The following is a 23905-nucleotide window of genomic DNA, read 5'->3' as shown; positions in this document are numbered from 1 at the left end:
CCGCGCCCCCGCTTTTTATCATCTAGAGTTAGCGGGCAGTCCAAAGCTGCTGATTTATATACATTCGCCGCCAAGAGGGATCTTTTTTCATGACCGAGCATATCGATCTGCTACCTATCAACACGGATGATGAGCAGGACGCAGGCAACCGTTACCTCTACTACACCGAAGGGGATCTGGCCCGCATTCTTGCCAATCTGGAACAGCTGCGCCACGCGGTGTTTCCGGCCGCCATCGGAGAGAGTGAAACGGGCGCCACCGTGCCCCACAACTTTCCGTCCGTCTGTCTGGTGGGGCTGGGACGCTGCGGCTCCAACATCGCGCAGGATGTAGCCTCGCTGGTCTACAACGCCCGCAGTTTTTATCTCAATGAGTTCAACAGTGAAGAGCAACGCAAGCGGGAGAAGGAGTTTGGCCCGGTAAGCTGGATCCGGCGCAACCTGCGGCTACCAAACAACGGTGCCCGGCCGGTCTTTCTGATCGAGCCCATGGTGATGCTGGGGGATCTGGACAAGGACATCGATGGCCGCATCCGCCACTCCAATCGCAGCGGCGAAGGTGGCTCCTTGCGTGACTACGCCAAGATGCGGGTGATGGACTTGTCGGAGATCCACGCGGGAGGCGCGGGTAACGCCCCCATCCTGGGTCAGTATCTGGCCAAGATCATCCTCAACAAGAGCCCCCACTACTTCGCCAACTCCGAGTGGCAGGCCATTCATACCTATCTGGTGGACTCCTGCGGCATCAAGGCCAACCAGTCCCGCCTCTATTTCTACATCTTCAGTGCCGGGGGCGGTACCGGCTCCGGCATGGCCTCCGAGTTCGGGCTGGCCCAGCAGTACTCCTACATGAGCAAGACCTTTTCACCCCCGTCAGAAGAGGAGGAGCACCTCTCCCTCGGGGAGCACTTCATGTTCGATCCCATCTTCACCAGCGGCATCTGCATCCTGCCCAATATCTGTGATCGGGGTATCGAGATCTCGGAAGCGCTGCACATCAACGCGGGGCGTTTGCTGTGCAAGTATCTGGCCGAGGAGTGGGACTTCTCCTATCACTTCGACAACGAGCAGGCGTGCGATGCCAGCATGCTCAAGCGGATCAGGCCCTGGAATGCCATGATGCTGATCTCCAACGACATCATGCGCTACGCCGAAGAGAGCGACGATGGCGAGATCCAGCATGTTGATGTCAACACCATGGAGAAGTACGCCAACCAGTACATCTCCCAGCAGATCTTCAACATTCTTACCGCTCAGGCCGTCACCACCGACTACGACGAGAACTACTTTCGCCGGGCGGGCATCGATATCAGCGAGACCATTCGGCTCGATGCCAACGACCTCTTTATGAGTCTGGCGGGGCCGGTGGCGGTGGCGTATGCCGAGTCCATCTCGCCCCCCGGCGGCCTGTTTGACAAGGAGGACGGGCTCAATGTGGACGATCTCTTCACCCGTTCCATCGAGCTGCCCCATTTCAACAAGATGACCCAGGCCATCGAGGGGATCAGTTTGCTGCCCATCGAGGCGGGCAACTATCGGGAGTATCTGGACGACTATGTGAAAAGCGGCCATGACCCGGCCCACCTCAACGAGCTGCACTTCTTCAAGAACTGCTCCTCTGTGGTGTCGATCATCTCCCTGCCCAAGGAGTACAAGCTCTCCTATATGGATCTCAACCGGCTCAAGTCTCACCTCAACGGGCTCTTCCCCAATACCACCCTCAAGCGGTATGCGCTGGTCATCGGGGCGTCGGCCAACATCTCCCTCACCACCCTGATCGTCAAGAGCCCCTGCCTGAGCGATGACTTCCTGACCCTGATCGTGGCCTTTATCAAGCGCTGCTTTGCCAAGGATCACTATCGCTTCGATGAGCATCTGGACAAGGCGGTGATCGAGATGATCTGCAATGAGGAGTGGAACGATGCGCTGCTCGACAGCATGCTCAACGAGTTCGAGAACCCGGCCAAGATCCTCGATACCAACTGGTACGCCATCAAGCCCATGTATGAGAAGAAATATCGGGAGCTTATCCGCGAGAAGGAGAAGTTCGTCTCCATCAACGATATTCGCCTCAGCCGCGAATCGGTGAAAAAGGCGCTGCTCTATCTGCGGGAGATCTATCGCCACCGGGTCAGCAAGACCCGTATCCTCTCCCTCAATCCAAGGCTGGGGGAAGCGAACGCTCGCTAGCACCCTGCTCATAAAGCAAAGCGCCCGCCCCAGATGGGGCGGGCGCTTTTTTTACTGGCGCAGCCACGTTTTATCTCATCAGAGGGAGACAAAGATCCCGGCCAGGGTGGCGCTCATCAGGTTGGCCAGGGTCGCCGCCAGCACCGCCTTGAAGCCCATATTGGCCACATCGTGGCGGCGCTCCGGCGCCATGGTGCCGATGGAGCCGAGCTGCACCGCAATGGAGCCCAGATTGGCGAAACCACAGAGGGCGAAAGTGATGATGATCTGGGTGTGGGCGCTCAGATCTGCCTTGATATTGGCAAAGTCCAGATAGGCAACGAACTCGTTCATGATCACCTTCTGACCAATCAGGGATCCTGCCGCCATCATCTCGCTGGCGGGCACGCCAATCAGCCAGGCCACTGGGGCAAACAGATAACCCAGCAGCTGCTGCAGGGAGAGATCGGCCCAGCCGAACCACTCGCCGACAGTGGTGAGACCGGCGTTGATCATGGTGATGACGCTAACAAAGGCCAGCAGTATGGTGCCGATGGCCACCGCGATCTTCATGCCGCCCATGGCGCCGCCCGCCAGCGCGTCGATGGCGTTGCTGTAGTCGCTCTTGTCGAGGGTGATCTCGGTCTGATCGCTCACCTGCTGCTGCTCCGGCACCAGCAGTTTGGCCATCAGCAGGCCACCGGGCGCAGCCATAAAGGAGGCGGCAATGAGGTATTTAAGATCCACACCCAGACCGGCGTAACCGCCCAGCACCGAACCCGCCACCGAAGCCATGCCACAGGTCATCACCGCAAAGAGCTCGGAGCGGGTCATACCGGCGAGGAAGGGGCGAATAAGCAGCGGCGACTCCCCTTGCGACAGGAAGATATTGCCGGTGGCCACCAGGGATTCGGCGCGGCTGGTGCCGAGCAGACGGTGAATGGCGCCGCCCAATACCCGGATCACCCACTGCATGATGCCGAAGTGGTAGAGCACGGCGATCAGCGCGCTGATAAAAATCACCAGCGGCAGCACCCGCACGGCGAAGATAAAGCCATTGCTGGCCAGATCGCCAAACACGAAACGGATGCCGCTGTCGGCGAAGCCGAGCAGGGCGGAGACGCCATTGCTCATGGCACCGAGCATGATTTGTCCGGGGGGGAAATAGAGCACCAGGGCAGCAAAACCGGTTTGCAGGGCGAGTGCACCCAGCACGGTTCGCCAGCGGATGGCTCGGCGGTTTTCACTCGCCAGCCAGGCGATAAACATCAGGGCCAGCATACCGACCAGACTCAATAACAGTGTCATCTTGCACCTATGAAGAGAGGAGTTTCATATGGCAAGTCTGCAGACAGGCGTCGCGGGCGATCCGGCGGGAGAGATGCCGACCCACGCGACACGCAGACCACAAACCTACAGGTTAGTGGCGGGTCCCATCCTGGGGTCATTCACGTTCCGGGTGACAGCATGTATCGGGTGACGCCAGCGCCGTCGCAGGAGGAGATGCGGCCGGGTGGCAGGTCGGGCGGCGATGGTACAGTGATCATCGTCACAGAAAAAGCGGTAAAACGATTGGCCGGAGTAACTTTTTCAACTTGTTCACACAACGAAACAGGGCCAGCGTGAAGCGGGCCCTGTTTCAATCCGTACTTGAGTACTCAGATGATTACTTGAGGCGCTTGCCGCTCGCATCCACCACCTGCTCGCCATCCTCCTTGGCGAAGGCCCCTTTTTGCTGATCGGGCAGAATATCGAGCACCACTTCCGACGGACGGCACAGTTTGGTGCCAAGCGGCGTGACCACGATGGGACGGTTGATGAGGATGGGGTGAGCCAGCATGGCATCGATCAGTTCATCATCGCTGAAACGATCTTCCGCCAGCCCGAGCGCCTCGTAGGGGGGCACGTTCTTGCGCAGCAGATCCCGCACCGGCATGGCCATGGCGGCGATCAGCGCCACCAGCTGGTCACGGGAGGGGGGCGTCTCCAGATAGTGGATCACGGTGGGCTCCACGCCGCTGTTGCGGATCAGCTCCAGGGTGTTGCGGGAGGTACCACATTCCGGGTTGTGATAGATGGTGATTGCACTCATTTGCGTGTCTCTCATTAATCAAGTGAATAGAAAATGGATAGCATCAGTTCGCGGCCAGCCGTTAGCGGCCATCAGTTAACGGCTCAGCCCCGCTTCGTACCAGGGTTTGCTGGCGTTAACTACCCGCACCACCAGCAGCATGACCGGCACCTCGATCAGCACCCCGACCACGGTGGCGAGCGCCGCGCCGGAGTGAAAGCCGAACAGGCTGATGGCGGCGGCCACCGCCAGCTCGAAGAAGTTGGAGGCGCCGATCAGGGCTGAAGGACAGGCGACCGAGTGCTTCTCCCCCACCTTGCGGTTGAGCCAGTAAGCCAGTCCGGAGTTGAACAGCACCTGGATCAGGATGGGCACCGCCAACAGGGCGATAACCAGCGGCTGCTCGATGATGGCGTTGCCCTGAAAGGCGAACAGCAGCACCAGAGTGAGCAGCAGGGCCGCCACCGACCAGGGCTGGATGCGGGTCATGACGCCGTCAAAATGGGCCTCTCCCTTTTTCAGCAAAGCCTTGCGCAGCAGTTGGGCGATGATGACCGGGATGACGATATAGAGCACCACAGAGGTAAGCAGGGTATCCCACGGCACTATGATGCTGGAGACCCCGAGCAGCAGCGCCACCAGCGGCGCGAAGGCAAACACCATGATGAGGTCGTTCACCGCAACCTGCGACAGAGTGAAGTAGGGATCGCCGTTGGTTAGGCGACTCCAGACAAACACCATGGCGGTGCAGGGGGCCGCCGCCAGCAGGATCAAACCCGCCACATAGCTGTCGAGTTGATCCGCCGGCAGCCAGTCGGCAAACAGCACGCGAATAAAGAACCAGCCGAGGAAGGCCATGGAGAAGGGCTTGACCAGCCAGTTGATAAAGAGAGTGACCCCAATGCCCTTCATGTGGCCCTTCACCTGATGCAGGGCGCCAAAGTCGATCTTGAGCAGCATGGGGATGATCATCACCCAGATCAGCAGCCCCACCGGCAGGTTGACCTTGGCCACCTCCATGGCGCCGATCGCCTTGAAAAGATCCGGCAACCCCTGCCCAAGCCCAATCCCCACCAGAATGCAGAGGGCGACCCAGGCGGTCAGATAACGTTCAAAAAAGCCGATGGCAGGCACGGCCTTGGCATCACATGTTGCAGACATCACAGCTCCCGATGCGGCGCAATTCCGCATCTTCTATTGGTTCAAAACAAGGGTTTATAACAAGTAACGGCATATTCAAGCCGCCCCGGCAGCAGACCGGGACGGCGACTCAATGGTGCTGGCAGAGACGGCGCAGGGCATCGGGCCCCACCGGCTCCTCGGCGAGCAGCGGCACCACGGCGTAGCGGCTGGCGTGTTGCTGCTCGACCGCCTCGATATAGGGCAACTGGCGCTCGGCCCGCAGTTGCAGCAGCGGCGAGCTGACCGCGGCTTGCTGCAAGCTGTGGTTGATGAGCCAGCCCCAGGGCTCGATGCCGGCCCGGCGCAGGTCGGCTTGCAGATTGGCCGCCTCCTGTACCGGCGTCGGCTCGGGCAGCGTCACAATCAACACCTTGGTCTGCTTGGGATCCTGCAACTGCATCATGGGGGTAGTGAAGTGCAGCCCCTTGTTTCCCATCTGGCGAGCGATCTCCCTGTGGTAGGCGCCGGTGGCGTCGAGCAGCAGCAGGGTGTGGCCGGTGGGGGCAGTATCCATCACCACAAAGTGCTTGCCCGCTTCGCGAATAATGCGCGAGAAGGCCTGAAACACGGCGATCTCCTCGGTACAAGGGGAGCGCAAGTCCTCCTCCAGCAGCGCCCGCCCCTGCTCGTCCAGCGCAGCCCCCTTGGTGGCCAGCACCTGAGCGCGGTAACGCTCGGTCTCGGTGTGGGGGTCGATGCGGCTCACCTCCAGATGGGGCAGGCTGCCTGCTAGGGTCTCGCTCAAGTGCGCGGCAGGATCCGAGGTGGTGAGGTGCACCGGCAGGCCGCGGCTCGCCAGCTCCACCGCCACGGCAGCCGCCAGCGTGGTTTTGCCCACCCCGCCCTTGCCCATCAGCATGATGAGGCCATGACCGTCGGCGGCCAGCTCGTCCACCAGCGAACTCAACTCGGGCTGGGCTTGCTTGACAGTGGGCTGTACTGCCGGGGATTGAGCGGCTGTTCCCTCTGATTGCAGCAGCTGGCGCAAACTGTCGACCCCCACCAGATTGGTGGCCAGCAGCGGGATATGATCCTGTGCCAGCCCCTTTATCCCCTGCGGCATATGGGCGAGAGCCCGTTGCTCACGCTGCCAGAGCGCCATTGCCAGCGGATCTCCGGCAATGGCGCCTTCGGAGAAGAGGCCATTGATCACCAACTGCTGATTCAGCAAGCCGATGGCGGCAAGCTCCTCGTTGGTGCGGGCCACTTCCCGCAGAGTGGATTGCTGGGCCCGCGCCACCAGCACCAACCGGGTGCGAGCAGCATCGGCCAGCGCGGCGACCGCCTCGCCATACTGGCTGCGCTGTTTCTCCAGCCCCGCCAGCGGGCCAAGGCAGGAGGCATCCCCCTTGCCCTGCTCCAGAAATTCGCTCCAGGCACCCGGCAGTTGCAGCAGCCGGATGGTGTGGCCGGTAGGCGCCGTATCAAAGACGATATGGTCATACTCGGCCAGCAGTGTTTGGTCGGTCAGCAGCGCGGTGAATTCGTCAAAGGCGGCGATCTCGGTGGTGCAGGCGCCGGAGAGCTGCTCCTCGATGCTGCGTACCACGCTCTCGGGCAACTTGCCGCGCACCGGCCCGACGATCCGCTCCCGATAGGCTTTGGCTGCCGCGGGGGGATCTATCTCCAGCGCCGACAAACCGGGCACAGCGGCGATGGCTGTAACGCGATTGCCGATCTCGGTAGCAAACACCTGCCCCACGTTGGAGGCGGGATCGGTGCTCACCAGCAGCACCCGCTTGCCGGCATCGCAGAGTGCCACCGCACTGGCGCAGGCTAGCGAGGTCTTGCCCACCCCGCCTTTGCCGGTGAAGAAGAGAAACGGCGGTGGATTGGTCAGAAAGTGGTACATAGTCTCTCCCGAGTGGTACGTCGCGACTTAGCAGCAACCGCTGCCAGAGCAGCAGCCACCCTTGACGATCCCCTTGATGGCCGCTTGCGGCGCAGGCAGCCCGGCATAACGGGCGAGCTCGCTGCGGCTCGGATAACGGCCGGTCAACACCACCTGCCCCTCTACCAGCACCAGTGGCAACCCCTCCTCCCCGGCGTGTGTCAGAAAAGCGCTGACGGCAGGTGTCTCGGCAAACTGCATCGGCTGCTGGGCCAGATTGAAACGCTCGATGGCAACGCCCTGCTCCTTGGCCCAGGCGAGGTCGGCTGCGAAAGTGACCAGAGCCTGATCAACCTCGGTGCCACAAACTCCGCTGGAGCAGCAGAGGGCGGGATCAAAAATCTGAATGGAGGACATGGCATTACTCCTTGTTGCAGCAGGGCTGCGCAGGCAGAACATGGGGGGAACAGGCTGACTCGGCACGCATCACGCCGCACGCCTCGGGATGACCAGCGCAGCACTCCTCGGTGAGGTAGGCGATCACATCCAGCATCAGGGGAATATTGGCGCGGTAGCGAAGAAAGCGCCCCTCCTGCTCCACCGACAGCAGGCCGGTGTTGAGCATCGCCTTGAGGTGAAACGAGAGGGTGTTGGGGGCAATATCGAGCTCGCTGGCCAGTTCACCGGCGACCCGCCCCTCCAGCCCGGCCTTCACCAGCAGCCGCCATACATCGAGCCGGATGCCGGATGCCAGCGATTCAAAGACCTTGGTGGCCATCTCTTTGTTCATCTTCACTCCCCTTGGTGCGACTTTTCATTTCAACTATACAAGAATTATTGAAATGATCAAGATACGTACCAAACCGAAGATACGAGATTCTGGTATCAAACCGGGCTGACTGGAGAATCGACGAGTGAACAACAGTTGCGGACGACCACACAGGGTTCATTGCAGATAAACAGACGCCCTCCAGAGGGAGGGCGTATCAGAGCGTTTGACCGGCAGCACAGTCAAAGCTGTCTGGGCAATCAGACAAACGCGTGCCTTATTTGGCAGCAGGCACCGCGTTAAAGGTGAGCAGGGCCGCCTTGTTGGCATCGCTCAGAGTCAGCTGGTTGCCGTTGATGGAGTAGGTTGCCACCTTCTCCAGCTTTTGCAGGAACTCGGTCTCTTTGTTCATGGCGTCGCCGATGCACATCATGCGAGTGGAGCCCATGGCGCCCAGCGTCAAGACACCGTCACCCTGCTTGGTGATACCGCCAAAATAGCGGTTGCAGCCGCCCTTGCCCGCCACCTTGCCGTCGACCACTTGCAGGGTGAAGGTATCGCCGGTGGCGCCTTGCAGCTGCCAGCTGGATGCTTGCAGTTGAGCCATGCTGGAACCTGTTGCCATTGCGCAGCCTCCCAGTGCCAGCGCGGCCAGCAGAATCAGTTTCTTGTTCATGGATTCACCTCTTAATGATTAGAGCCATCAATACGGCAGCCTGTTTATCATGGCTGGCGCCCATGCCAAAGGATTTTATTGTGATCTCCCTTCACTTTACTACCAGCTGGCATGTGCCATGCTTAGGCTCAGTTCCGGACCCAGGGAGGGGAAACGAATGGTCAAATCACTCATCATCACACTGCTTGCAACCTGCGCCAGCATGGCCGTACAGGCCGCCGACTGGGCAGTGGTTCAGCCGCAATCCAACCCGTCTATCTATGTCAAAAGTTACTCGGGTGTGCTGCTCAATGGCCATAGCCATCACAGCGACAGTTTTGATCTCTGGCTGGTCAATAGCGGCTATCAATATCCGGTGGTGGATGATGTGACCCTCTTTATGGAAGCGGGCCCGGCGGTGGCGGATCAGAATCGCACATCCGGTTTCAATATGAGTTCGGGGGTACGCTACCAGCTCTCTCCGGCATTCAATATCGGCAGCCAGATCAAGCATCTCGATCTCAACAAGGCCAGCACCCTGCTGGAGCTCAACTCCAGCCTGCTGCTGACCCCCAGACTCTCCCTCACCGCCAACTACGGCGTCAGCGCCATCACTGCCGATCAGGCGCTGAGCCTGGGGGTCGGTTTCAACTTCTGAATCAGATCAGCGGCGTGGCACTCACCACCACGCCGTTGCGATCCGCATAGACGTAATCCCCTTCGTGGATGGTCACACCGGCAAAGCTGACCACGGCCCCCAGCTCACCCAATCCCCGCTTCTCGGTCTTGACCGGACAGGCCGCCAGCGCCTTGACCCCGAGCGCCAATGTCGCCAGGGTGCCCACATCCCGCGCCGCGCCGTGGATCAGGATCCCCTCCCACCCCTGCTCCACCGCCTTGACCGCCAGTTGATCGCCAAGCAGCGCACGGCGCAGCGAGCCGCCGCCGTCGATCACCATCACCTTGCCGTGACCGGGGCGGGTCACCAGATCCCGCACCAGACTGTTGTCTTCATAACAGGAGAGCGTTACGGCGCGACCATAAAAGAGGGCCTTGCCGCCAAAATCCTGAAACACCGGGTCGGCCACTTGCAGCAAGTCGCCATGTTGATCGCAGAGGTCGGGCAGGAGATCCAGCATGATTTGATTCCTTTCAGATACATGAAGATGTTCATTCTTTCATCAGGCAAGGTTTCTGGCAATCCAGAAGGATTCAATATTGCCCAGACAAACTGCTGACTTACCCGTCAATAATGGTGTCAGCCAGAGCTGGCCATCCTCCACCCAGTAGATGGCGTTCTGGCCAAAACGCGCAGCCAGCTGACGGGCTTGTGGCAGGGATAGCGCCACCGCCAGCGATGACTCCTGCCAGCGTTCGTCCGGGTCAGATCCCCAAAATGGCCCCACCACGGGCACCTGCAAATCCACGGTCAGATGGCGCCACAGCGCCCGTTCCCGCCGCATATTGCGTCGTTCTGTGACCCACTGGCTGGCCGGATTCCAGGCTGTGATGATGGCAAAGGCAGACCAGTCTGGTGGCTCAAATGGCGCGATAAAGCAGATTTTCTTGTAGTTTTCCCACAAATTCATGTCAATCACATGTTACATTCCATTACATTTTGTAGGGGCGAAAACCCGGTTCAGGCCAAGTATGATGCTGCTGTACCAGGGTTTGACCTATATCAAATCAGAGTTAAAAAGTTGCTATCTGACGGCAAAGAGTGTTGTTATGCTCCTGTTAACTGATAAAATGCGGCCACTTTCGTAATGGACGACCTTTCCAGGCTCTGCTCGACCAGACTTGTCGGGAACCTATAAGTGGCACAGGGATACTTGCCGGTACTGATGCCTAATTCGCGATATTCCGACCTGACTCTCATACCCAGGATGACGTAATAAATTTTCAGGATCAGTCAGGAAATCGGTTTGAAACGCCAAAGAGTGTTAAATTTAAGATAATTAACTGATAAGAATCTGGGAATACTCATGCAAACACCACACATTCTGATCGTCGAAGACGAGCTGGTCACACGCAATACCCTGAAAAGCATTTTTGAAGCCGAAGGCTACATCGTGCTCGAAGCCAACAACGGCGACGAGATGCATCAGGCCCTCACTTCCCACACCATCAATCTGGTGATCATGGACATCAACCTGCCGGGCAAGAACGGCCTGCTGCTGGCCCGTGAGCTGCGTGAAAACGACAACATCGCCCTGATGTTCCTGACCGGTCGTGACAACGAAGTGGACAAGATCCTGGGTCTGGAGATCGGCGCCGATGATTACATCACCAAGCCGTTCAACCCGCGCGAACTCACCATCCGTGCCCGCAACCTGCTGAGCCGCACCATGAACGTGGCTGCCGGTGGCGAAGAGAAGAAGCTGGTTGAGCGCTACCTCTTCAACGGCTGGGCGCTGGATATCAACAGCCGCGCACTGGTCAGCCCGACTGGCGACATGTTCAAGCTGCCGCGCTCCGAGTTCCGCGCCATGCTGCACTTCTGCGAAAACCCGGGCCAGATCCAGACCCGTGCCGAGCTGCTGAAGAAGATGACCGGCCGTGAGCTCAAGCCCCACGACCGTACCGTCGATGTGACCATCCGTCGCATTCGCAAACACTTCGAAAGCGTCAACGATACTCCGGAGATCATCGCCACCATCCATGGCGAAGGCTACCGTTTCTGTGGTGAGCTGGAGCAGGAATAAGCTCCCGCGACGCTGTTGCTCTGAAAAGGCGCCTCGGGCGCCTTTTCTGTCTCTGCGATTTGCTTTAAAAGCTGAGAAACCGTGAGCGTGACGTCGAACGGCGCACAAGACAGATGAAAAACAAAAAGCCCACTCGCAGGAGTGGGCTTTTTGTTTTGAAGCTGGAGCGGGCAGCGGGAATCGAACCCGCATCATCAGCTTGGAAGGCTGAGGTAATAGCCATTATACGATGCCCGCCTGGCATCTGAAATTTGGAGCGGGTGATGGGAATCGAACCCACGTATGCAGCTTGGGAAGCTACCGTTCTACCATTGAACTACACCCGCGTCAGGGCTCCTACTATATGCATTTTGCCGCCGAGCGCAATGGCGCCTTTGCCACTTTTTTCAATAAATCAATCTGTTCGGACAAGGATTGAACAGACGGTTGCTTTTTCAATCAAACATTTTCAACACAGATAATTTACAAGGTTGCCAAGGCCAAACGGCAAGGATAGTCTTGCGCCACTCGACGCGAGGATGGTGGTAATGGATAAAAAAACGCAAAAACGTCTCTATGGCTGGTTGCGCAAGCAATCGAGTCACGGTCGCCGCTGGATCACGATATCCATCGCTTTTGGCCTTGGCCAGGGCATTCTGATGGTGGCGCAAGCCTGGCTGCTGGCGACCCTGTTGCACGGCTTTATCATCGAAGGCTCAACGCCTGAGCAATCCATCACGTTCTTTATTACCCTGCTGCTGGTGACGCTTGGCAAAGCGGCGCTGGCCTATGGCCGCGAAGTGGCCAGTTTCAAGGCGGGCAGCGCGGTGCGCCAGACCATCCGCCAGCTGGTGCTCACGCGCTTAAGTCGCCTTGGCCCTGCCTATATCCAGCGCCGTCCGGCCGGTAGCTGGGCCAGCCTGTTGCTGGAACAGATTGAAAACATGCAGGATTTCTTCTCCCGCTATCTGCCGCAGATGGCTATCGCCGTCTTTATTCCGGTGGTCATTCTGGTTGCCGTGTTCCCGGTCAACTGGGCGGCAGGTCTGATCCTGCTGGGCACTGCGCCCCTCATCCCCATCTTTATGATCCTAGTGGGTGTGGGCGCCGCCGATGCCAACCGCCGCAATTTTCAGGCGCTGGCCCGTCTCTCCGGCCACTTCCTCGATCGGCTGAAGGGGCTGCGCACCCTGCAACTCTTTATGCGTACCCAGGCAGAAGGTGACGCCATTCGCGACGCCTCGGAAGATTTTCGCGAGCGCACCATGGAGGTGCTGCGCCTGGCATTTTTGAGCACCGCCGTGCTGGAGTTCTTCGCCGCCATTTCAGTCGCGCTGGTCGCCGTCTACTTCGGCTTCTCTTACATCGACCATCTGAACTTTGGTAGCTATGGGGTCAAGGTCACCCTCTTTACCGGTCTGTTCGTGCTGTTTCTCGCCCCCGAGTTCTACGCCCCGCTGCGGGAACTGGGTGCCCACTACCACGCCAAGGCGCAGGCCATTGGCGCTGCCGAGCAGCTGCTGGAATTCCTCGAAGCCGAGGTGAGCGAACCGGCCGCAGGCACGGTGCCATTCCATGCCGACAGCCCGGTCAAGGTAGAAGCCAAAGGACTTGAAGTGCTGAGCGCCGAAGGCAAGGTGCTGGTCGGCCCCATCGACTTCACCCTGGAAGCCGGTTCACGCACCGCCCTCATCGGCGTCAGCGGCGCAGGCAAAAGCTCGCTGGTCAACGCCCTGCTCGGCTTTGCCCCCTATCGCGGTGAGCTCAAGGTCAACGGGCAGGAGCTTGCCACCCTCGACATGAGCCAGTGGCGCCTGCAACTGGGCTGGCTCTCGCAAAACCCGCAGCTGTTCCACGCATCCTTGCGCGATAACCTGCTGCTGGCCAAGCCAACGGCCAGCGATGCCGAGCTGGAAGATGCCCTGAAACGGGCGCAGGCGTGGGAATTTGCCATGGAGAAGGGGCTCGACTATCCGGTCGGCGATCAGGCCGGCGGCCTCTCGGTCGGTCAGGCTCAGCGTCTCGCCCTGGCGCGCACCCTGCTCAAATCGACCCAGCTGATGGTGCTCGACGAACCGACCGCCAGTCTGGATCGCCACTCCGAGCGCGCCATCATGACCACCCTTGAGCAGGCGATGGCTGGCCAGACCCTGCTGATGATCACCCACCGCCTCGACCAGCTTACCAAGATGGACAAGATAATGGTGCTGGCCCGCGGCCAGCTGGTGGAGCAAGGCAGCTTCCAGCAACTTAGTTCTGGGCAGGGGCTTTTTGCCCGCCTGCTCTCCCAACGTTCCGGAGGTTCTCTCGATGAGTGATCTGTTGCCGTTTCTGCGCCTCTATCGCCAACACTGGCTCAGCCTCACCATTGGTTTGCTGCTGGCGCTGGTGACCCTGGCCGCCGGCATGGGGCTGCTCTCCCTCTCCGGCTGGTTCCTCTCCGCCGCCGCCGTGGCAGGGATGACAGTTGCGACGACCCATGCCTTTAACTACATGACCCCCGCGGGCGGGGTGCGCTTCTTCTCCATCGTCCGCACAGCCGGTCGCTGGGGTGAGCGGGTAGTGAGCCACGACGCCACCTTCAGGGTACTGACCCGACTACGGGTCTGGTTCTGGCAGAAACTCTCGCCGCTCTCCACCGGTACTCTGGCCGGTTTCCGTCAGGCGGATCTGCTCAACCGGCTGGTGGCCGACATCGATGCGATGGACCACGTCTATCTGCGGCTGATCACCCCCATAGGCGCGGCCCTGCTCAGCACCGCCGGACTGGTCTTCTTCCTGTCGTTTTTCGACAGTCGTCTCGCCCTCACCCTGGGTGCCATTCTGCTGTTTGGCATGATTGCCCTGCCGCTGGTGTTCTACTTCCTCGGCCGTCGCCCCGGTCAGGCGCTGATTGCCGAAAAATCGACCCTGCGTACCCGGATGGTGGACTATCTGGATGGTCAGGCCGAGCTGCAGATGTTTGCCGCGGCTCCCAAGGCGCTGGTTGAGCTGCAACAGGCCGAACAGGCGCTGCTCGCCGCACAGGCCCGGATGGCCAAGGTGAGCGGGCTGGCCAACTTCTCGGTGCAACTGCTGAGCGGCTGGACCCTGACCCTGATGCTCTGGCTGGCCGGCCATGGGGTGGCGGGTGCTGCGCCCGACCCCATGACCGCATTGATGGTCTTTGCCACCCTGGCAAGCTTCGAGGCACTGATGCCGTTGGCGGGGGCTTTCCAGCACCTCTCCACCAGCCTCACCTCGGCACGCCGCCTGAACGAGATCCTGCAAGAGGCAAAAGCCCCCGAGTGGGGCGACGAGCAGACCCACGCTACCGCTGGCGCGCTGCAGATCAATGACCTCTATTTTGGCTACCCCGGCAACCCCCAGCCGGTGCTGCGTGGCTGCACCCTGCAACTGCACGCCGGTGAGAAGCTGGCGCTGCTGGGCCAGACCGGCTGCGGCAAATCGACCCTGATGGGGCTGCTGACCCGGGAGTGGAGCCCGCAGGCTGGCAAGATCCTTCTCGATGGCAAGCCGCTCACCGACTATAGCGAAGGGGCGCTGCGCGCCTCCATCTCGGTGGTGAGCCAGCGGGTGCACCTGTTTGCCGATACCCTGCGGGGCAACCTCAAGCTGGCCGCCCCGACCGCCACTGACGAGCAGTTGATTGCGGTGCTGACCCAAGTCGGACTGGCCAATCTGCTGGAAGATGAGGCGGGCCTCGACGCCTGGCTCGGTGACGGCGGCCGCCCCCTCTCCGGTGGTGAGCGTCGCCGTATCGGTATCGCCCGCGCCCTGCTGCACGATGCGCCGCTCTGGCTGCTGGACGAACCGACCGAAGGGCTCGACAGTCAGACCGAACGGGAGATCATGGATCTGTTGTTCAAGCTCGGGGCAAATCGCACCTTGCTGCTCATCTCCCACCGCCTGCTGGGGATGGAGCAGATGGACCGGATTGCCCTGATGGAAGAGGGACAGATCCGCCTCTGCGCCCCTCATGACAAGCTGCTGGCGGATGATTACTACCGCAGCCTCTATCAGCGACTGGCTCCGGTTTGATATCAGGCTGATGGGGGTCACACCCTGACAACAGGGCGCAAAACGGGGCTGGTCGCCGCAGGCGGCTGGCCCCTATAATGTCCCCCTCATTATTCAACAAGATGCCGACATGGAGCGCCTGCGCATTTCTACTGTCCTCATCACCGACACAAGATACGAGACGATGAAACGCCTGATCCTGATGATGCCCCTGATTGCCTCCGGCTGTGCCAACTACGCCTTCAACAGCAATCTGGATAAAGAGAACTTCGACGAATACTTCAAACCCGGTAGCGTGCGCATCTATGAACAGGATGAGCTGGCTGACCTCAACTACCTCTACCTCGGCACCATCGAGGGTGAATCCTGCCAGGCCGATGCCAACCAGCCGGTGCCCAACGCCGGTGAAGCACGCACCCTGGCCCGCCGCCGCGCCGCCGACATGGGCGGCAACGGCGTCACCATCGACAAGTGCGCCGAGTTCAGCGACACCCCGGGCTGCCTGAAACAGGTGATCTGCTACGGGCAGGCGCTGAAAGTGGCCGAAGAGAAGTAACCGCTGTCATGGCCCTCGCTATCGTTCGCCTTGGCAGCCCGCGCCTGCCCGATGAGGGGCTGCGGATCGGCACGGTGCGCCGCCCGCCCCGCGGCGTACCCAAGAGCGAATTTGCCAGCCAGCATTGGTACGATGTCTGGTTCCCCAATCTGGCCCCCAGCAGCGAAACCATGAAGCTGGGGCAGGCAGCCGAGACACCCGCCCAATGGGCGGCGTTTGGCAAACAGTACAAGGCCGAGATGGCGCAACCTGCCGCCAGGCATGATCTGGCGCTGCTGGCCGCCCTCTCCCACACCACCAATCTGTCGGTGGGTTGCTACTGCGAGCAGGAGTCCCGCTGCCATCGCACAATTTTGAAAGAGCTGCTGGTAGCCGCGGGGGCCGCCATCCGCTAACTCGGCGAGCGACAGCGATGGGATGGGGAATCGCGTCAGCCTGTATTCGGCAACCATCAGACATTGGATAGAGAGAGAGGGCATCCCGCGGGCTGCCCTCTCTCGTTGTATTCACACCTGCCGCGCCACGCTTGGTAGCAGCGTCTCGATGCACCCTCTCTTATTGCAGACTGGGCTCCAGCAACTGCTGCCGTAGCGCAGTCTCCTCGGCCTGAGTCATGGCATGTTCCGCCACCTCGGCGGCAGGCTCGATGGCCAGCCAGTGGGCAAGATCGGCGGCGGTCTCCTCCAGCGGCCGGAAGTTCAACCCGTGGACGATGGCCGCCTCGGCGCTGACCGAACCATAACCGGCAAACTCCGCCTGCGCGCAGGGCAGCAGGGTGGGATAGCTCTGCCAGGGCTCGATACCGGCCGCCATAAGGGTCGACCAGGGCAACCACTCGGGCTGGATGGGGCGGGCGGGCTGCAACCGGGCGCTCAGCCGCTCCAGCCAGTCGCAGAGGGTAATGCCGGGCTTGAGCAAGTTGAATGTGCCCCCCAACTGCTGCTCGGCCGCGCGCAACACAAACTCGGCGCAATCGCGCACATCGAGATACTGCAAGCGATCCTCGCCACTGCCCGGCAGCAACCAGGGCCCGCCCTGCTGCACCCGCTTAATCCACCAGGCCATGCGCCCGGTAGGATCATGGGGGCCGCACAACACGCCCGGGCGCAGGATGCAGAGCCGCCCGTCCCAGCGGGCGCGATACTCCTGCTCGCACAACACCTTGAGGGGGCCATAGTCAGTGGGCATTTCCCCTTCGGGGATAGCATGAAGCGGCGCCGACTCATTCATCCCGGGCATTGAGAAATCGCGATAGACGCTGATGGTGGAGATAAAAATCAGCCGCGCGCAGCGCCCGCGCAAAGCCGCCGAGAGGTTCGCCGCCTGCTCGGGGCGATAGCAGCAGGTATCGATGACGAGGTCCCACTGCAACCCGGCCCCTTGCAGGGAGCTCAGGCTCTTGTCCCTGTCGCCGGTGAGCTGCACCAGATCGCGCCAGTCCGGATGCTGGTGCAGGCCACGGTTGAACAGGGTCACTTCATGGCCCCAATCCAGCGCGAGCGCGGTGAGGTGGCGCCCCAAAAAGCCGGTGCCACCGATAATCAGCAGTTTCATCCCTCTCCCTCCCCCTTCGGCGCGAGTGCGCACATTTCATCCTGACACGCCAGTTGCCTTCACCCTACGCAACTTGGCGCGCGGGCACAGCCCCCGACTGGCCGGGATGGGACAGGGATCACGGCAGCGCCGCAGAAAAGGGCGTATCGAGGCCAAGCCTGCGTTTTGGGGCTGTCTGTGCTAAATTGCCGGGGTTTTCAGTCAGGATCCGCCATGAAGTTCGAAATCGACACCCTCGGGATCATCCGCTCTCCCTACAAGGAGAAGTTCGCCATCCCCCGCCAGCCCGGTCTGGTCAAATCGGCCCGCGCCCGCCTCGAGCTGCTTCCCCCTTACGATCAGCCGGATGTACTGCGCGGCATCGAGCAGTTCTCCCATCTGTGGCTAAGCTTCGTGTTTCACCAGACCATGGCGCAGGGCTGGCACCCGACAGTGCGCCCGCCGCGCCTTGGCGGCAACGAACGGGTCGGCGTCTTTGCCACTCGCTCCACCTTCCGCCCCAATCCCCTTGGCCTCTCTGTGGTCGAACTGCACGGGGTCGGTCGCGAACGGGGCAAGCTGTGGCTGGAGCTAGGGGCGGTGGATCTGCTCGATGGCACCCCCATCATCGATATCAAGCCCTACATTCCCTATGCCGACAGCCTGCCGGATGCCCGTGGCGGCTTTGCCCCGGACGCGCCCACCCCGCCGCTGGCGGTGAGCTTCAGTGCCGAGGCAGAGCAGCAGTTGCAACCCTGGCTCAAGGCCCATCCCGAGCTGCGCCAGCTGGTGAGCGAAGTGCTGGCACAAGATCCGCGCCCCGCCTACAAGAAGGGCAAGCCCGATGAGAAGGAGTACGGGGTGCGGCTGTTTGACTGCAATGTCCGTTTTCGCATCAGCGAGCCGGATTGCGTGGTGCTGGCCATCGAGCCCGCCTGAACCTGGGCGGGCCGACATCACTGATGCTATTTCACGCCGTCTTCACGTCACAAGGGGCTTAATGAGCCTGTAAATTGTGTGGCATTGATCAGACTATCCCCCCGGTTACCAGTGATACCATGCAGACAGCAGAGGGCATCTCCTCTCTGACTGATGCCAGCGGCAGGCTATCGATGTATAGCAAGCATGCTAGCTCTGCTATTGCCGCCAAAGGATCTGGCCTCGCCCCGACACGCTTGAGTGCGGGGATGCCACACGGATGTGACAGCACTTCGAAGGAACAAACCTATGCTGATGAACAGTGAACAACGTTATGGCACCCTGAATATCGGGCTGCACTGGCTGACCCTGTGGGCCATGATCGCCGTCTACGCCCTGATCGAATTTCGCGATATCTTCCCCAAAGGGGACCCTGGCCGGGATCTGATGAAGGAGTGGCACTTTATGCTGGGGCTGCTTATCTTCGCCCTGGTGTTTGTCAGACTGGCCCTGCGCTGGATGAGCCCGACACCCCGTATCGTGCCCGAGCTATCCCCGGTCATGCACAAGCTGGCAAAACTGGCCCACCTCGCCCTCTACGGTTTTCTGATTCTCACCCCGCTGTTTGGCTGGCTGCTGCTAAGCGCCGCGGGCAAGCCCATCCCCTTCTTCGGGCTTGAGCTGCCTGCCCTGCTCTCCCCAAGTCCGGATCTCAAGGGGCTGATCAAGGAGGTGCACGAGACCCTGGGTAATATCGGTTACGCCCTGATCGGCCTGCACACGGTGGCGGCCCTCTATCACCACCATATTCTCAAAGACAACACCCTCACCAATATGCTGCCGCCGCGCCGCAGCTAACGGGTGACAGATAAACGCAGAGGGGGCCGTTATGGCCCCCTCTCTGTTTTCCTGAACAACCGTCATCTGCACCGCTGGCAAATGGCATCACGCCTGCTTGGCCAGCTCCTCGGTCGGCTTGCCTTTCGGCTCGTGCGGCAGCTTTTTCACATTGTTCTTGCTCTCCAGCGGCTTGCTCCCGGACGAACTGTTTTCAGACAAGGCTTGCAACACGGGATCGGCCTTGCCGGCCACGGAGGGCTGGGACTGGCCAACAAAGTTGCCGCCTTTGCAGATGGAGAGACTGCCCCCCTTGAAGATCCCCTGCATCTTGCCGCTCTCCAGGATCTCCACCTCGGCGGAGGTACAGGTGCCTTCCAGCAGACCATTGATGATCACGTGGGGCGCACTCACCTCCCCCTCAACGCTCCCCCCCTGCATGATGCGCAGCACACCACCGATGAGCTGGATGGTGCCATTGACCTGACCGCGCACCTCCAGATCCCCCTCCACCTGCAACTCGCCCTTGAAGCGGGCACCGGCTGCAATCACAGTGGCCCCGGCCGACGCAGTAGCCGCACCACCTTTGTTTCTTCCAAACATCCGTACTCTCTCCACCAACCACACAAGCAGAACCAGCGGCATCGGCGCCACTGGCCACAGAAAACAGGGCGACCCCAGCACGTAGAGCAGCAAGGCTGCCCCCCAGCAGAGCCAGACAATATAGAGGAGGTCGCTGCGCTCACGCTGTTGCAGTCGCGCCAGCAGCCTTCCGGCCATCTCTCTCATCACATCAAACCTTTCGCAGCATGGCTGCCGACCAGCATGCCATCGACAACCCGGACCATGGTTAAACGACCAGTTGGCGCGAACTCTGAAGTCCCGCTGATTCAGTCCCGATACAGCCGGGATGCATTAGGATTCGAATTGACTCGAAGCGACATACACTTTCTAATTGACAGCCTGGATCCCTATGACCGCTCACATCATGAAAATTCTGTTGGTCGAAGACGACAAGCTGCTCAATCACCACCTCTCCTCTCTGCTGACCGAAGCCGACAATCAGGTCTACAGCACCGACCAGGCCGGGATTGCACTGCACTACGCCGCCGACTATCCGATTGATGTGGCCATCATCGACCTCGGTCTGCCCGATATGGACGGCCTGCAACTGATCCGGCAACTGCGCGAACGGCAGATCCCCTTCCCCATCATTGTGCTGACCGCCCGTGGCAACTGGCAGGACAAGGTCGAAGGACTGGAAGCGGGTGCTGATGACTATCTGGTCAAACCGTTCCAGAAAGATGAGCTACTGGCCCGACTCAATGCGCTGGTGCGCCGCAGCGCCGGTTTTATCTCGCCCAGGGTGAAGGCCGGTGATTACGAGCTGGATCTCTCCCGCAAGGAGCTGACTATCGCCGGAGAAGTGGCGGTGCTCACCAGCTTTGAATACCTCATTCTGGAGTACCTGATGCGCAACGCCCGTCAGGTGGTCTCCAAGCAGCAACTGCTCGACCAGCTCTACGGCGACGGCGAAGGGGACCCCAACACCATCGAGGTGATGGTGAGCCGCCTGCGCAAGAAGCTGGATCCGGAAGGGACGATTCAACCCATCTCCACCATCCGGCGTCAGGGTTACATCTTCAACCTCTCCTGTAACTGATGCAGTTTCATCTGCCGCGCCCCATCAAGATGATCCGCAGCTCACTGCACATCAAACTGCTGCTCAGCTCGCTGCTGGTGATCGCACTGATCATGGGGTTTGCCGTCTACGCCCTCTACCTCGGCCACGTCGAGGAGCAGACCCAGAAGGCCAGCGCCCGGATGCAGGAGAACCTGGCCAAGCTGTTTTCCTCCACCGAACCGGATGACAAGGGATCGAACGTCGAGCTGGGGCGGATATCCCGTGGTGCTGGGGATCGCAACCTCGATACCCTGATCTGCCGCGCCGATGGCGATCTGGTCTGGTCGAGCCTCCATATGCCGGAGGTGATCAAGGCCAAACAGACCATCTGCGGCGACCTGATGAAGTATCTGGGGGGGATGGATCTCGACTACTTCTTCAAGAAGCACACCATCAAGAACGGCGAGAGCTACTTCGTCTACAGCCTGCGGTTTATCCGCAATCCCGGCAGCGGCACCACCGCCTACTACGTGGTGATGATCGACTCGGCCAAACGCTATCACGAAGAGTCCCGCACCTACCTCTACCAGACCGCCAAACAGGCGCTGCTCGCCTATATGCTGCTGGCCGGGCTGCTGCTGCTCACCACCTTCTGGAGCCTCAGCTCCCTGCGCACCATCGCCCGTCAGATCGACGATATCCGGGCCGGCAAGCGTGATGACCTCTCGAGCGATTTTGAGCGGGAGCTAGCCCCGCTGACCGACTCCATCAACCAGCTGCTGGAAAACGAACGCCAGCAGACCCAGCGCTACCAGCACGCCCTCAATGATCTCGCCCACAGCCTGAAAACCCGGCTGGCGCTGATCCAGATCACTACCCGCGAAGTGAAGCTGGGGCGGGAGATCCACGACAACATCAACGAGCAGATCCTCACCATGGATCAGATGATCCAGTATCAGCTCAGACGGGCTGTGACCGGCCGCCAGCGCCTTGCCAGCAAGGGTACCGAGCCGGTACCGCTGATTGAAAAACTGCTGGCCAGCCTGACCAAGGTCTATCGCCACAAGAAGCTGCAAACCCACTTCAAGTTCGACGATGACGCTCTCTTCCACGGCGAACAGGGCGACCTGATGGAGCTGATGGGCAACCTGCTCGACAATGCCTGCAAGTTTGCCATCAGCGAAGTGAAGGTGACGGTGCGCCGTCATCTCGAGCGGCTGCGTATCGAAGTGGAAGATGATGGCCCGGGAATCGATCCGGCCAAATCGGAGCAGATCTTCCAGCGCGGCGTGCGGGCAGACAGTTCACCCGGTCAGGGCATAGGTCTGGCGGTGGTGACCGAAATCGTCCACAGCTATGGCGGCCAGATCCGGGTCGATGAATCCCCCCTCGGCGGTGCCCGCTTTACCCTGGATCTTCCCTGACACCGGATAGGCCCGACCACGGGCCCTCTGCCACCCGCTGCACTGCCCTACCCAGGGTTAAAAACTCCTGCCTGACACCACCCAATTCAGCAATATGCTATCGAGATGCTTGAGATGTGAGGCATCTCGGTTAAGCTATGGCCGACTCGTTTGTTAACCATTTGATGGACCTGTAATCGCACTATGGAAAACATGTTTGAAAGATTGATGTACGCATCCCGCTGGATCATGGCCCCCATTTATCTTGGGCTCAGCCTCATACTGCTGGCACTGGGAGTGAAATTCTTTCAGGAAATCCTCCATATCCTGCCCAACATACTGGAGATGAAAGAGGTGGATCTGGTGCTGGTCACACTGTCGCTGATCGATATCACCCTGGTGGGGGGACTTATCGTGATGGTGATGTTTTCCGGCTATGAGAACTTCGTCTCGCGCCTCGATGTCGGGGATGAGGGCGACAAACTGGTGTGGCTCGGCAAGCTCGATGCCGGCTCCCTGAAAAACAAGGTCGCCGCCTCCATTGTCGCCATCTCCTCCATTCACCTGCTCAAGGTGTTTATGAATGCCGAAAATCTCCCCAACGACAAGATCAAGTGGTACCTGCTGATCCACATCACCTTTGTCCTCTCGGCCTTCGCCATGGGCTACCTCGACAAGCTGACCCGCAAATAGTAGCCAGCTTGCGATAGACGATATGCCCGATAACACGACATGGATCGGGCATATCGTGCGACCACTCTTCACTGTCGAGTCCACTATGATCCGCCCATTATCTGCCACCGATCTGGATGCCGCCGTCGAGCTCTGGTATCAGGCATCGGTGCAAGCCCACGACTTTATTCCTGCCGCCTTTTGGCATGAGCAACGGGCAGCGATACGGGATATCTATCTGCCCGCCAGCAAGAGCTGGGTCTATGAGGAGGATGGACAGCTACTGGGCTTTATCTGCTGATATCAGGGGTCTGTTGCCGCCCTGTTTATTTCCCCTGATCACCAATCACACGGGTTGGGTCGCCAACTGCTCGAACACCTCAAAGCCCAATATGATCGACTCGAGTTGACGGTCTACGCCGAAAATGAGCAGGCGCGGCGCTTCTATTCCCGCAACGGTTTTAAAGAGGGTGAGCAGCAGTTGTGCGAGCGTAGCGGTCGCCCCGAGCTGGTGATGCATTGGCAACGAGGATAAGCGGGTCGCCCATAGCGATGGCGAGCACGCTTTGCCTGTTTTGTGGCCTCCTTGAATGCCATGGCGGCATTCTCTACAATGACCCACTTTTTATTCATTTCGGGTTATATCGATGAGCGATACCAGCACCAAACCGGCTCTGCCGGATCACCTCTCCTGCAATCCCCGCAGCCCTCACTATGTGGCCGCCTGCTTCGAGCACCCGATCGGTATTCGCCTGAATGGCAAAGAGCGCACCGATGTCGAGGAGTACTGCATCAGCGAAGGTTGGGTGAAGATCCCCTCCCCCAAAGCGCTGGATCGCCGTGGTCAGCCCATCCTGATCAAGCTCAAGGGCACCGTTGAAGCCTTCTACAGCTAATCAGCGCGCTGCTGCTTGATAAACAACAAGGCCACCCTCGCGGTGGCCTTGTTGTTTCCGGTATTGCTGCTGGCGTCAGCGTTATC

Annotated in this window: 25 protein-coding genes, 2 tRNA genes and 1 pseudogene; 15 read left to right on the top strand and 13 right to left on the bottom strand. The window is 60.1% G+C overall.

The window, feature by feature from the left end; genetic code table 11:
* The first annotated feature begins 89 nt into the window (after positions 1-89).
* Positions 90-2189 (top strand): hypothetical protein, encoded by a 2100-nt coding sequence (locus LRL22_RS00230; protein ID WP_058057745.1) that lies wholly within the window; start codon positions 90-92, stop codon positions 2187-2189.
* Between the two features lie 78 nt (positions 2190-2267).
* On the opposite strand, the gene LRL22_RS00225 is transcribed toward LRL22_RS00230, so the two are convergent.
* From LRL22_RS00225 to LRL22_RS00195, 7 genes are all read right to left on the bottom strand, one after another.
* Positions 2268-3476, bottom strand: a complete 1209-nt coding sequence (locus LRL22_RS00225; protein ID WP_021230483.1) for a NupC/NupG family nucleoside CNT transporter — start codon at positions 3474-3476, stop codon at positions 2268-2270.
* Between the two features lie 358 nt (positions 3477-3834).
* On the bottom strand, positions 3835-4260 hold the full coding sequence (gene arsC / locus LRL22_RS00220; RefSeq protein WP_005338171.1) for a glutaredoxin-dependent arsenate reductase: 426 nt from the start codon (positions 4258-4260) through the stop codon (positions 3835-3837).
* 75 nt (positions 4261-4335) lie between these two features.
* Positions 4336-5400, bottom strand: coding sequence for an ACR3 family arsenite efflux transporter (gene arsB, locus LRL22_RS00215; protein ID WP_270904414.1), 1065 nt, complete (start codon positions 5398-5400; stop codon positions 4336-4338).
* 109 nt (positions 5401-5509) lie between these two features.
* On the bottom strand, positions 5510-7273 hold the full coding sequence (arsA, locus tag LRL22_RS00210) for an arsenical pump-driving ATPase (protein ID WP_270904413.1): 1764 nt from the start codon (positions 7271-7273) through the stop codon (positions 5510-5512).
* Positions 7274-7300: 27 nt separating this feature from the next.
* Positions 7301-7669 carry an arsenite efflux transporter metallochaperone ArsD gene (gene arsD, locus LRL22_RS00205; RefSeq protein ID WP_005347398.1) on the bottom strand — a complete coding sequence of 123 codons (369 nt, stop codon included), beginning with the start codon at positions 7667-7669 and terminating at the stop codon, positions 7301-7303.
* A 4-nt stretch (positions 7670-7673) separates the two neighbouring features.
* The gene (locus tag LRL22_RS00200; RefSeq protein WP_005338181.1) at positions 7674-8042 is read right to left on the bottom strand and encodes an ArsR/SmtB family transcription factor; all 369 of its coding nucleotides are present in this window, start codon (positions 8040-8042) and stop codon (positions 7674-7676) included.
* Positions 8043-8298: 256 nt separating this feature from the next.
* Positions 8299-8697 carry an META domain-containing protein gene (locus LRL22_RS00195; RefSeq protein ID WP_204483912.1) on the bottom strand — a complete coding sequence of 133 codons (399 nt, stop codon included), beginning with the start codon at positions 8695-8697 and terminating at the stop codon, positions 8299-8301.
* A 157-nt stretch (positions 8698-8854) separates the two neighbouring features.
* Between LRL22_RS00195 and LRL22_RS00190 the strand changes: the two genes are divergently transcribed.
* Positions 8855-9334 (top strand): hypothetical protein, encoded by a 480-nt coding sequence (locus tag LRL22_RS00190; protein ID WP_204483913.1) that lies wholly within the window; start codon positions 8855-8857, stop codon positions 9332-9334.
* 1 nt (position 9335) lies between these two features.
* On the opposite strand, the gene LRL22_RS00185 is transcribed toward LRL22_RS00190, so the two are convergent.
* Positions 9336-9815 carry a putative 4-hydroxy-4-methyl-2-oxoglutarate aldolase gene (locus LRL22_RS00185; protein WP_005338188.1) on the bottom strand — a complete coding sequence of 160 codons (480 nt, stop codon included), beginning with the start codon at positions 9813-9815 and terminating at the stop codon, positions 9336-9338.
* Between the two features lie 42 nt (positions 9816-9857).
* The gene (locus LRL22_RS00180; protein WP_270904412.1) at positions 9858-10265 is read right to left on the bottom strand and encodes a DUF3293 domain-containing protein; all 408 of its coding nucleotides are present in this window, start codon (positions 10263-10265) and stop codon (positions 9858-9860) included.
* Positions 10266-10661: 396 nt separating this feature from the next.
* On the opposite strand from LRL22_RS00180, the gene arcA reads away from it, so the two are divergent.
* Positions 10662-11381 carry a two-component system response regulator ArcA gene (gene arcA, locus LRL22_RS00175; RefSeq protein ID WP_005338193.1) on the top strand — a complete coding sequence of 240 codons (720 nt, stop codon included), beginning with the start codon at positions 10662-10664 and terminating at the stop codon, positions 11379-11381.
* 162 nt (positions 11382-11543) lie between these two features.
* On the opposite strand, the gene LRL22_RS00170 is transcribed toward arcA, so the two are convergent.
* Positions 11544-11618: transfer RNA gene (locus LRL22_RS00170), tRNA-Gly, on the bottom strand.
* 15 nt (positions 11619-11633) lie between these two features.
* A tRNA-Gly gene (locus LRL22_RS00165) sits at positions 11634-11707 on the bottom strand.
* A 201-nt stretch (positions 11708-11908) separates the two neighbouring features.
* On the opposite strand from LRL22_RS00165, the gene cydD reads away from it, so the two are divergent.
* The 4 genes from cydD (at position 11909) to LRL22_RS00145 (ending at position 16331) form a co-directional block, all read left to right on the top strand.
* A complete protein-coding gene (gene cydD, locus LRL22_RS00160) occupies positions 11909-13678 on the top strand; it encodes a heme ABC transporter permease/ATP-binding protein CydD (RefSeq protein ID WP_270904411.1) in 1770 nt (589 codons plus the stop codon).
* On the top strand, positions 13671-15401 hold the full coding sequence (gene cydC / locus LRL22_RS00155) for a heme ABC transporter ATP-binding protein/permease CydC (RefSeq protein ID WP_216958648.1): 1731 nt from the start codon (positions 13671-13673) through the stop codon (positions 15399-15401). The genes cydD and cydC overlap by 8 nt, the downstream gene beginning before the upstream one ends.
* Before the next feature lie 163 nt (positions 15402-15564).
* Positions 15565-15936 carry an Rcs stress response system protein RcsF gene (rcsF, locus tag LRL22_RS00150; RefSeq protein WP_013723982.1) on the top strand — a complete coding sequence of 124 codons (372 nt, stop codon included), beginning with the start codon at positions 15565-15567 and terminating at the stop codon, positions 15934-15936.
* 8 nt (positions 15937-15944) lie between these two features.
* On the top strand, positions 15945-16331 hold the full coding sequence (locus LRL22_RS00145) for a DUF488 domain-containing protein (protein ID WP_005338205.1): 387 nt from the start codon (positions 15945-15947) through the stop codon (positions 16329-16331).
* Between the two features lie 160 nt (positions 16332-16491).
* Here LRL22_RS00145 and LRL22_RS00140 read toward each other — a convergent pair whose 3' ends face one another.
* Complete coding sequence (locus LRL22_RS00140; protein ID WP_270904410.1) at positions 16492-17490, bottom strand: NAD-dependent epimerase/dehydratase family protein; 999 nt, start codon at positions 17488-17490, stop codon at positions 16492-16494.
* A gap of 213 nt (positions 17491-17703) precedes the next feature.
* Between LRL22_RS00140 and tsaA the strand changes: the two genes are divergently transcribed.
* Together tsaA and LRL22_RS00130 are read left to right on the top strand one after the other, a co-directional pair.
* Positions 17704-18408, top strand: a complete 705-nt coding sequence (tsaA, locus tag LRL22_RS00135) for a tRNA (N6-threonylcarbamoyladenosine(37)-N6)-methyltransferase TrmO (RefSeq protein WP_216958654.1) — start codon at positions 17704-17706, stop codon at positions 18406-18408.
* A 288-nt stretch (positions 18409-18696) separates the two neighbouring features.
* On the top strand, positions 18697-19245 hold the full coding sequence (locus LRL22_RS00130) for a cytochrome b (RefSeq protein WP_064341216.1): 549 nt from the start codon (positions 18697-18699) through the stop codon (positions 19243-19245).
* Between the two features lie 87 nt (positions 19246-19332).
* Here LRL22_RS00130 and LRL22_RS00125 read toward each other — a convergent pair whose 3' ends face one another.
* Positions 19333-20013: a bactofilin family protein gene (locus LRL22_RS00125; protein ID WP_270904409.1), complete on the bottom strand. Its 681-nt coding sequence runs from the start codon at positions 20011-20013 to the stop codon at positions 19333-19335.
* A gap of 199 nt (positions 20014-20212) precedes the next feature.
* Here LRL22_RS00125 and LRL22_RS00120 point away from each other — a divergent pair, with 199 nt between their 5' ends.
* The 6 genes and pseudogenes from LRL22_RS00120 (at position 20213) to LRL22_RS00095 (ending at position 23819) form a co-directional block, all read left to right on the top strand.
* Positions 20213-20887 carry a response regulator transcription factor gene (locus LRL22_RS00120; RefSeq protein WP_041201856.1) on the top strand — a complete coding sequence of 225 codons (675 nt, stop codon included), beginning with the start codon at positions 20213-20215 and terminating at the stop codon, positions 20885-20887.
* The gene (locus LRL22_RS00115; protein ID WP_005338217.1) at positions 20887-22272 is read left to right on the top strand and encodes an ATP-binding protein; all 1386 of its coding nucleotides are present in this window, start codon (positions 20887-20889) and stop codon (positions 22270-22272) included. Before LRL22_RS00120 ends, LRL22_RS00115 begins: the two co-directional genes overlap by 1 nt.
* A 192-nt stretch (positions 22273-22464) precedes the next feature.
* Positions 22465-22944, top strand: a complete 480-nt coding sequence (locus LRL22_RS00110) for a TIGR00645 family protein (protein ID WP_230848197.1) — start codon at positions 22465-22467, stop codon at positions 22942-22944.
* 85 nt (positions 22945-23029) lie between these two features.
* A complete protein-coding gene (locus LRL22_RS00105; RefSeq protein ID WP_270904408.1) occupies positions 23030-23224 on the top strand; it encodes a hypothetical protein in 195 nt (64 codons plus the stop codon).
* 15 nt (positions 23225-23239) lie between these two features.
* Positions 23240-23458 (top strand): annotated as a pseudogene (locus tag LRL22_RS00100) (GNAT family N-acetyltransferase); the annotation flags it as partial.
* A gap of 112 nt (positions 23459-23570) precedes the next feature.
* Entirely contained in the window at positions 23571-23819 is a 249-nt protein-coding gene (locus LRL22_RS00095) for a DUF3297 family protein (RefSeq protein WP_005338226.1), read from the top strand.
* The last annotated feature ends 86 nt before the right edge of the window (positions 23820-23905 follow it).

The organism is Aeromonas sp. PI_26 (genome assembly GCF_027854445.1).
In the GTDB taxonomy this organism is placed as follows: Bacteria; Pseudomonadota; Gammaproteobacteria; order Enterobacterales; family Aeromonadaceae; genus Aeromonas; species Aeromonas veronii.
The sequence above is the reverse complement of the archived record's forward strand: the minus strand, read 5'-3'. Positions and strand labels throughout refer to the sequence as shown.

What these genes read in the sequence shown, in the direction of transcription:
- LRL22_RS00230 (WP_058057745.1), top strand. Translation starts at nt 90, where the DNA reads ATGACCGAGCATATCGATCTGCTACCTATCAACACGGATGATGAGCAG.
- LRL22_RS00225 (WP_021230483.1), bottom strand. Translation starts at nt 3,476, where the DNA reads ATGACACTGTTATTGAGTCTGGTCGGTATGCTGGCCCTGATGTTTATC.
- arsC (WP_005338171.1), bottom strand. Translation starts at nt 4,260, where the DNA reads ATGAGTGCAATCACCATCTATCACAACCCGGAATGTGGTACCTCCCGC.
- arsB (WP_270904414.1), bottom strand. Translation starts at nt 5,400, where the DNA reads ATGTCTGCAACATGTGATGCCAAGGCCGTGCCTGCCATCGGCTTTTTT.
- arsA (WP_270904413.1), bottom strand. Translation starts at nt 7,273, where the DNA reads ATGTACCACTTTCTGACCAATCCACCGCCGTTTCTCTTCTTCACCGGC.
- arsD (WP_005347398.1), bottom strand. Translation starts at nt 7,669, where the DNA reads ATGTCCTCCATTCAGATTTTTGATCCCGCCCTCTGCTGCTCCAGCGGA.
- LRL22_RS00200 (WP_005338181.1), bottom strand. Translation starts at nt 8,042, where the DNA reads ATGAACAAAGAGATGGCCACCAAGGTCTTTGAATCGCTGGCATCCGGC.
- LRL22_RS00195 (WP_204483912.1), bottom strand. Translation starts at nt 8,697, where the DNA reads ATGAACAAGAAACTGATTCTGCTGGCCGCGCTGGCACTGGGAGGCTGC.
- LRL22_RS00190 (WP_204483913.1), top strand. Translation starts at nt 8,855, where the DNA reads ATGGTCAAATCACTCATCATCACACTGCTTGCAACCTGCGCCAGCATG.
- LRL22_RS00185 (WP_005338188.1), bottom strand. Translation starts at nt 9,815, where the DNA reads ATGCTGGATCTCCTGCCCGACCTCTGCGATCAACATGGCGACTTGCTG.
- LRL22_RS00180 (WP_270904412.1), bottom strand. Translation starts at nt 10,265, where the DNA reads ATGAATTTGTGGGAAAACTACAAGAAAATCTGCTTTATCGCGCCATTT.
- arcA (WP_005338193.1), top strand. Translation starts at nt 10,662, where the DNA reads ATGCAAACACCACACATTCTGATCGTCGAAGACGAGCTGGTCACACGC.
- cydD (WP_270904411.1), top strand. Translation starts at nt 11,909, where the DNA reads ATGGATAAAAAAACGCAAAAACGTCTCTATGGCTGGTTGCGCAAGCAA.
- cydC (WP_216958648.1), top strand. Translation starts at nt 13,671, where the DNA reads ATGAGTGATCTGTTGCCGTTTCTGCGCCTCTATCGCCAACACTGGCTC.
- rcsF (WP_013723982.1), top strand. Translation starts at nt 15,565, where the DNA reads ATGAAACGCCTGATCCTGATGATGCCCCTGATTGCCTCCGGCTGTGCC.
- LRL22_RS00145 (WP_005338205.1), top strand. Translation starts at nt 15,945, where the DNA reads ATGGCCCTCGCTATCGTTCGCCTTGGCAGCCCGCGCCTGCCCGATGAG.
- LRL22_RS00140 (WP_270904410.1), bottom strand. Translation starts at nt 17,490, where the DNA reads ATGAAACTGCTGATTATCGGTGGCACCGGCTTTTTGGGGCGCCACCTC.
- tsaA (WP_216958654.1), top strand. Translation starts at nt 17,704, where the DNA reads ATGAAGTTCGAAATCGACACCCTCGGGATCATCCGCTCTCCCTACAAG.
- LRL22_RS00130 (WP_064341216.1), top strand. Translation starts at nt 18,697, where the DNA reads ATGCTGATGAACAGTGAACAACGTTATGGCACCCTGAATATCGGGCTG.
- LRL22_RS00125 (WP_270904409.1), bottom strand. Translation starts at nt 20,013, where the DNA reads ATGAGAGAGATGGCCGGAAGGCTGCTGGCGCGACTGCAACAGCGTGAG.
- LRL22_RS00120 (WP_041201856.1), top strand. Translation starts at nt 20,213, where the DNA reads ATGAAAATTCTGTTGGTCGAAGACGACAAGCTGCTCAATCACCACCTC.
- LRL22_RS00115 (WP_005338217.1), top strand. Translation starts at nt 20,887, where the DNA reads ATGCAGTTTCATCTGCCGCGCCCCATCAAGATGATCCGCAGCTCACTG.
- LRL22_RS00110 (WP_230848197.1), top strand. Translation starts at nt 22,465, where the DNA reads ATGTTTGAAAGATTGATGTACGCATCCCGCTGGATCATGGCCCCCATT.
- LRL22_RS00105 (WP_270904408.1), top strand. Translation starts at nt 23,030, where the DNA reads ATGATCCGCCCATTATCTGCCACCGATCTGGATGCCGCCGTCGAGCTC.
- LRL22_RS00095 (WP_005338226.1), top strand. Translation starts at nt 23,571, where the DNA reads ATGAGCGATACCAGCACCAAACCGGCTCTGCCGGATCACCTCTCCTGC.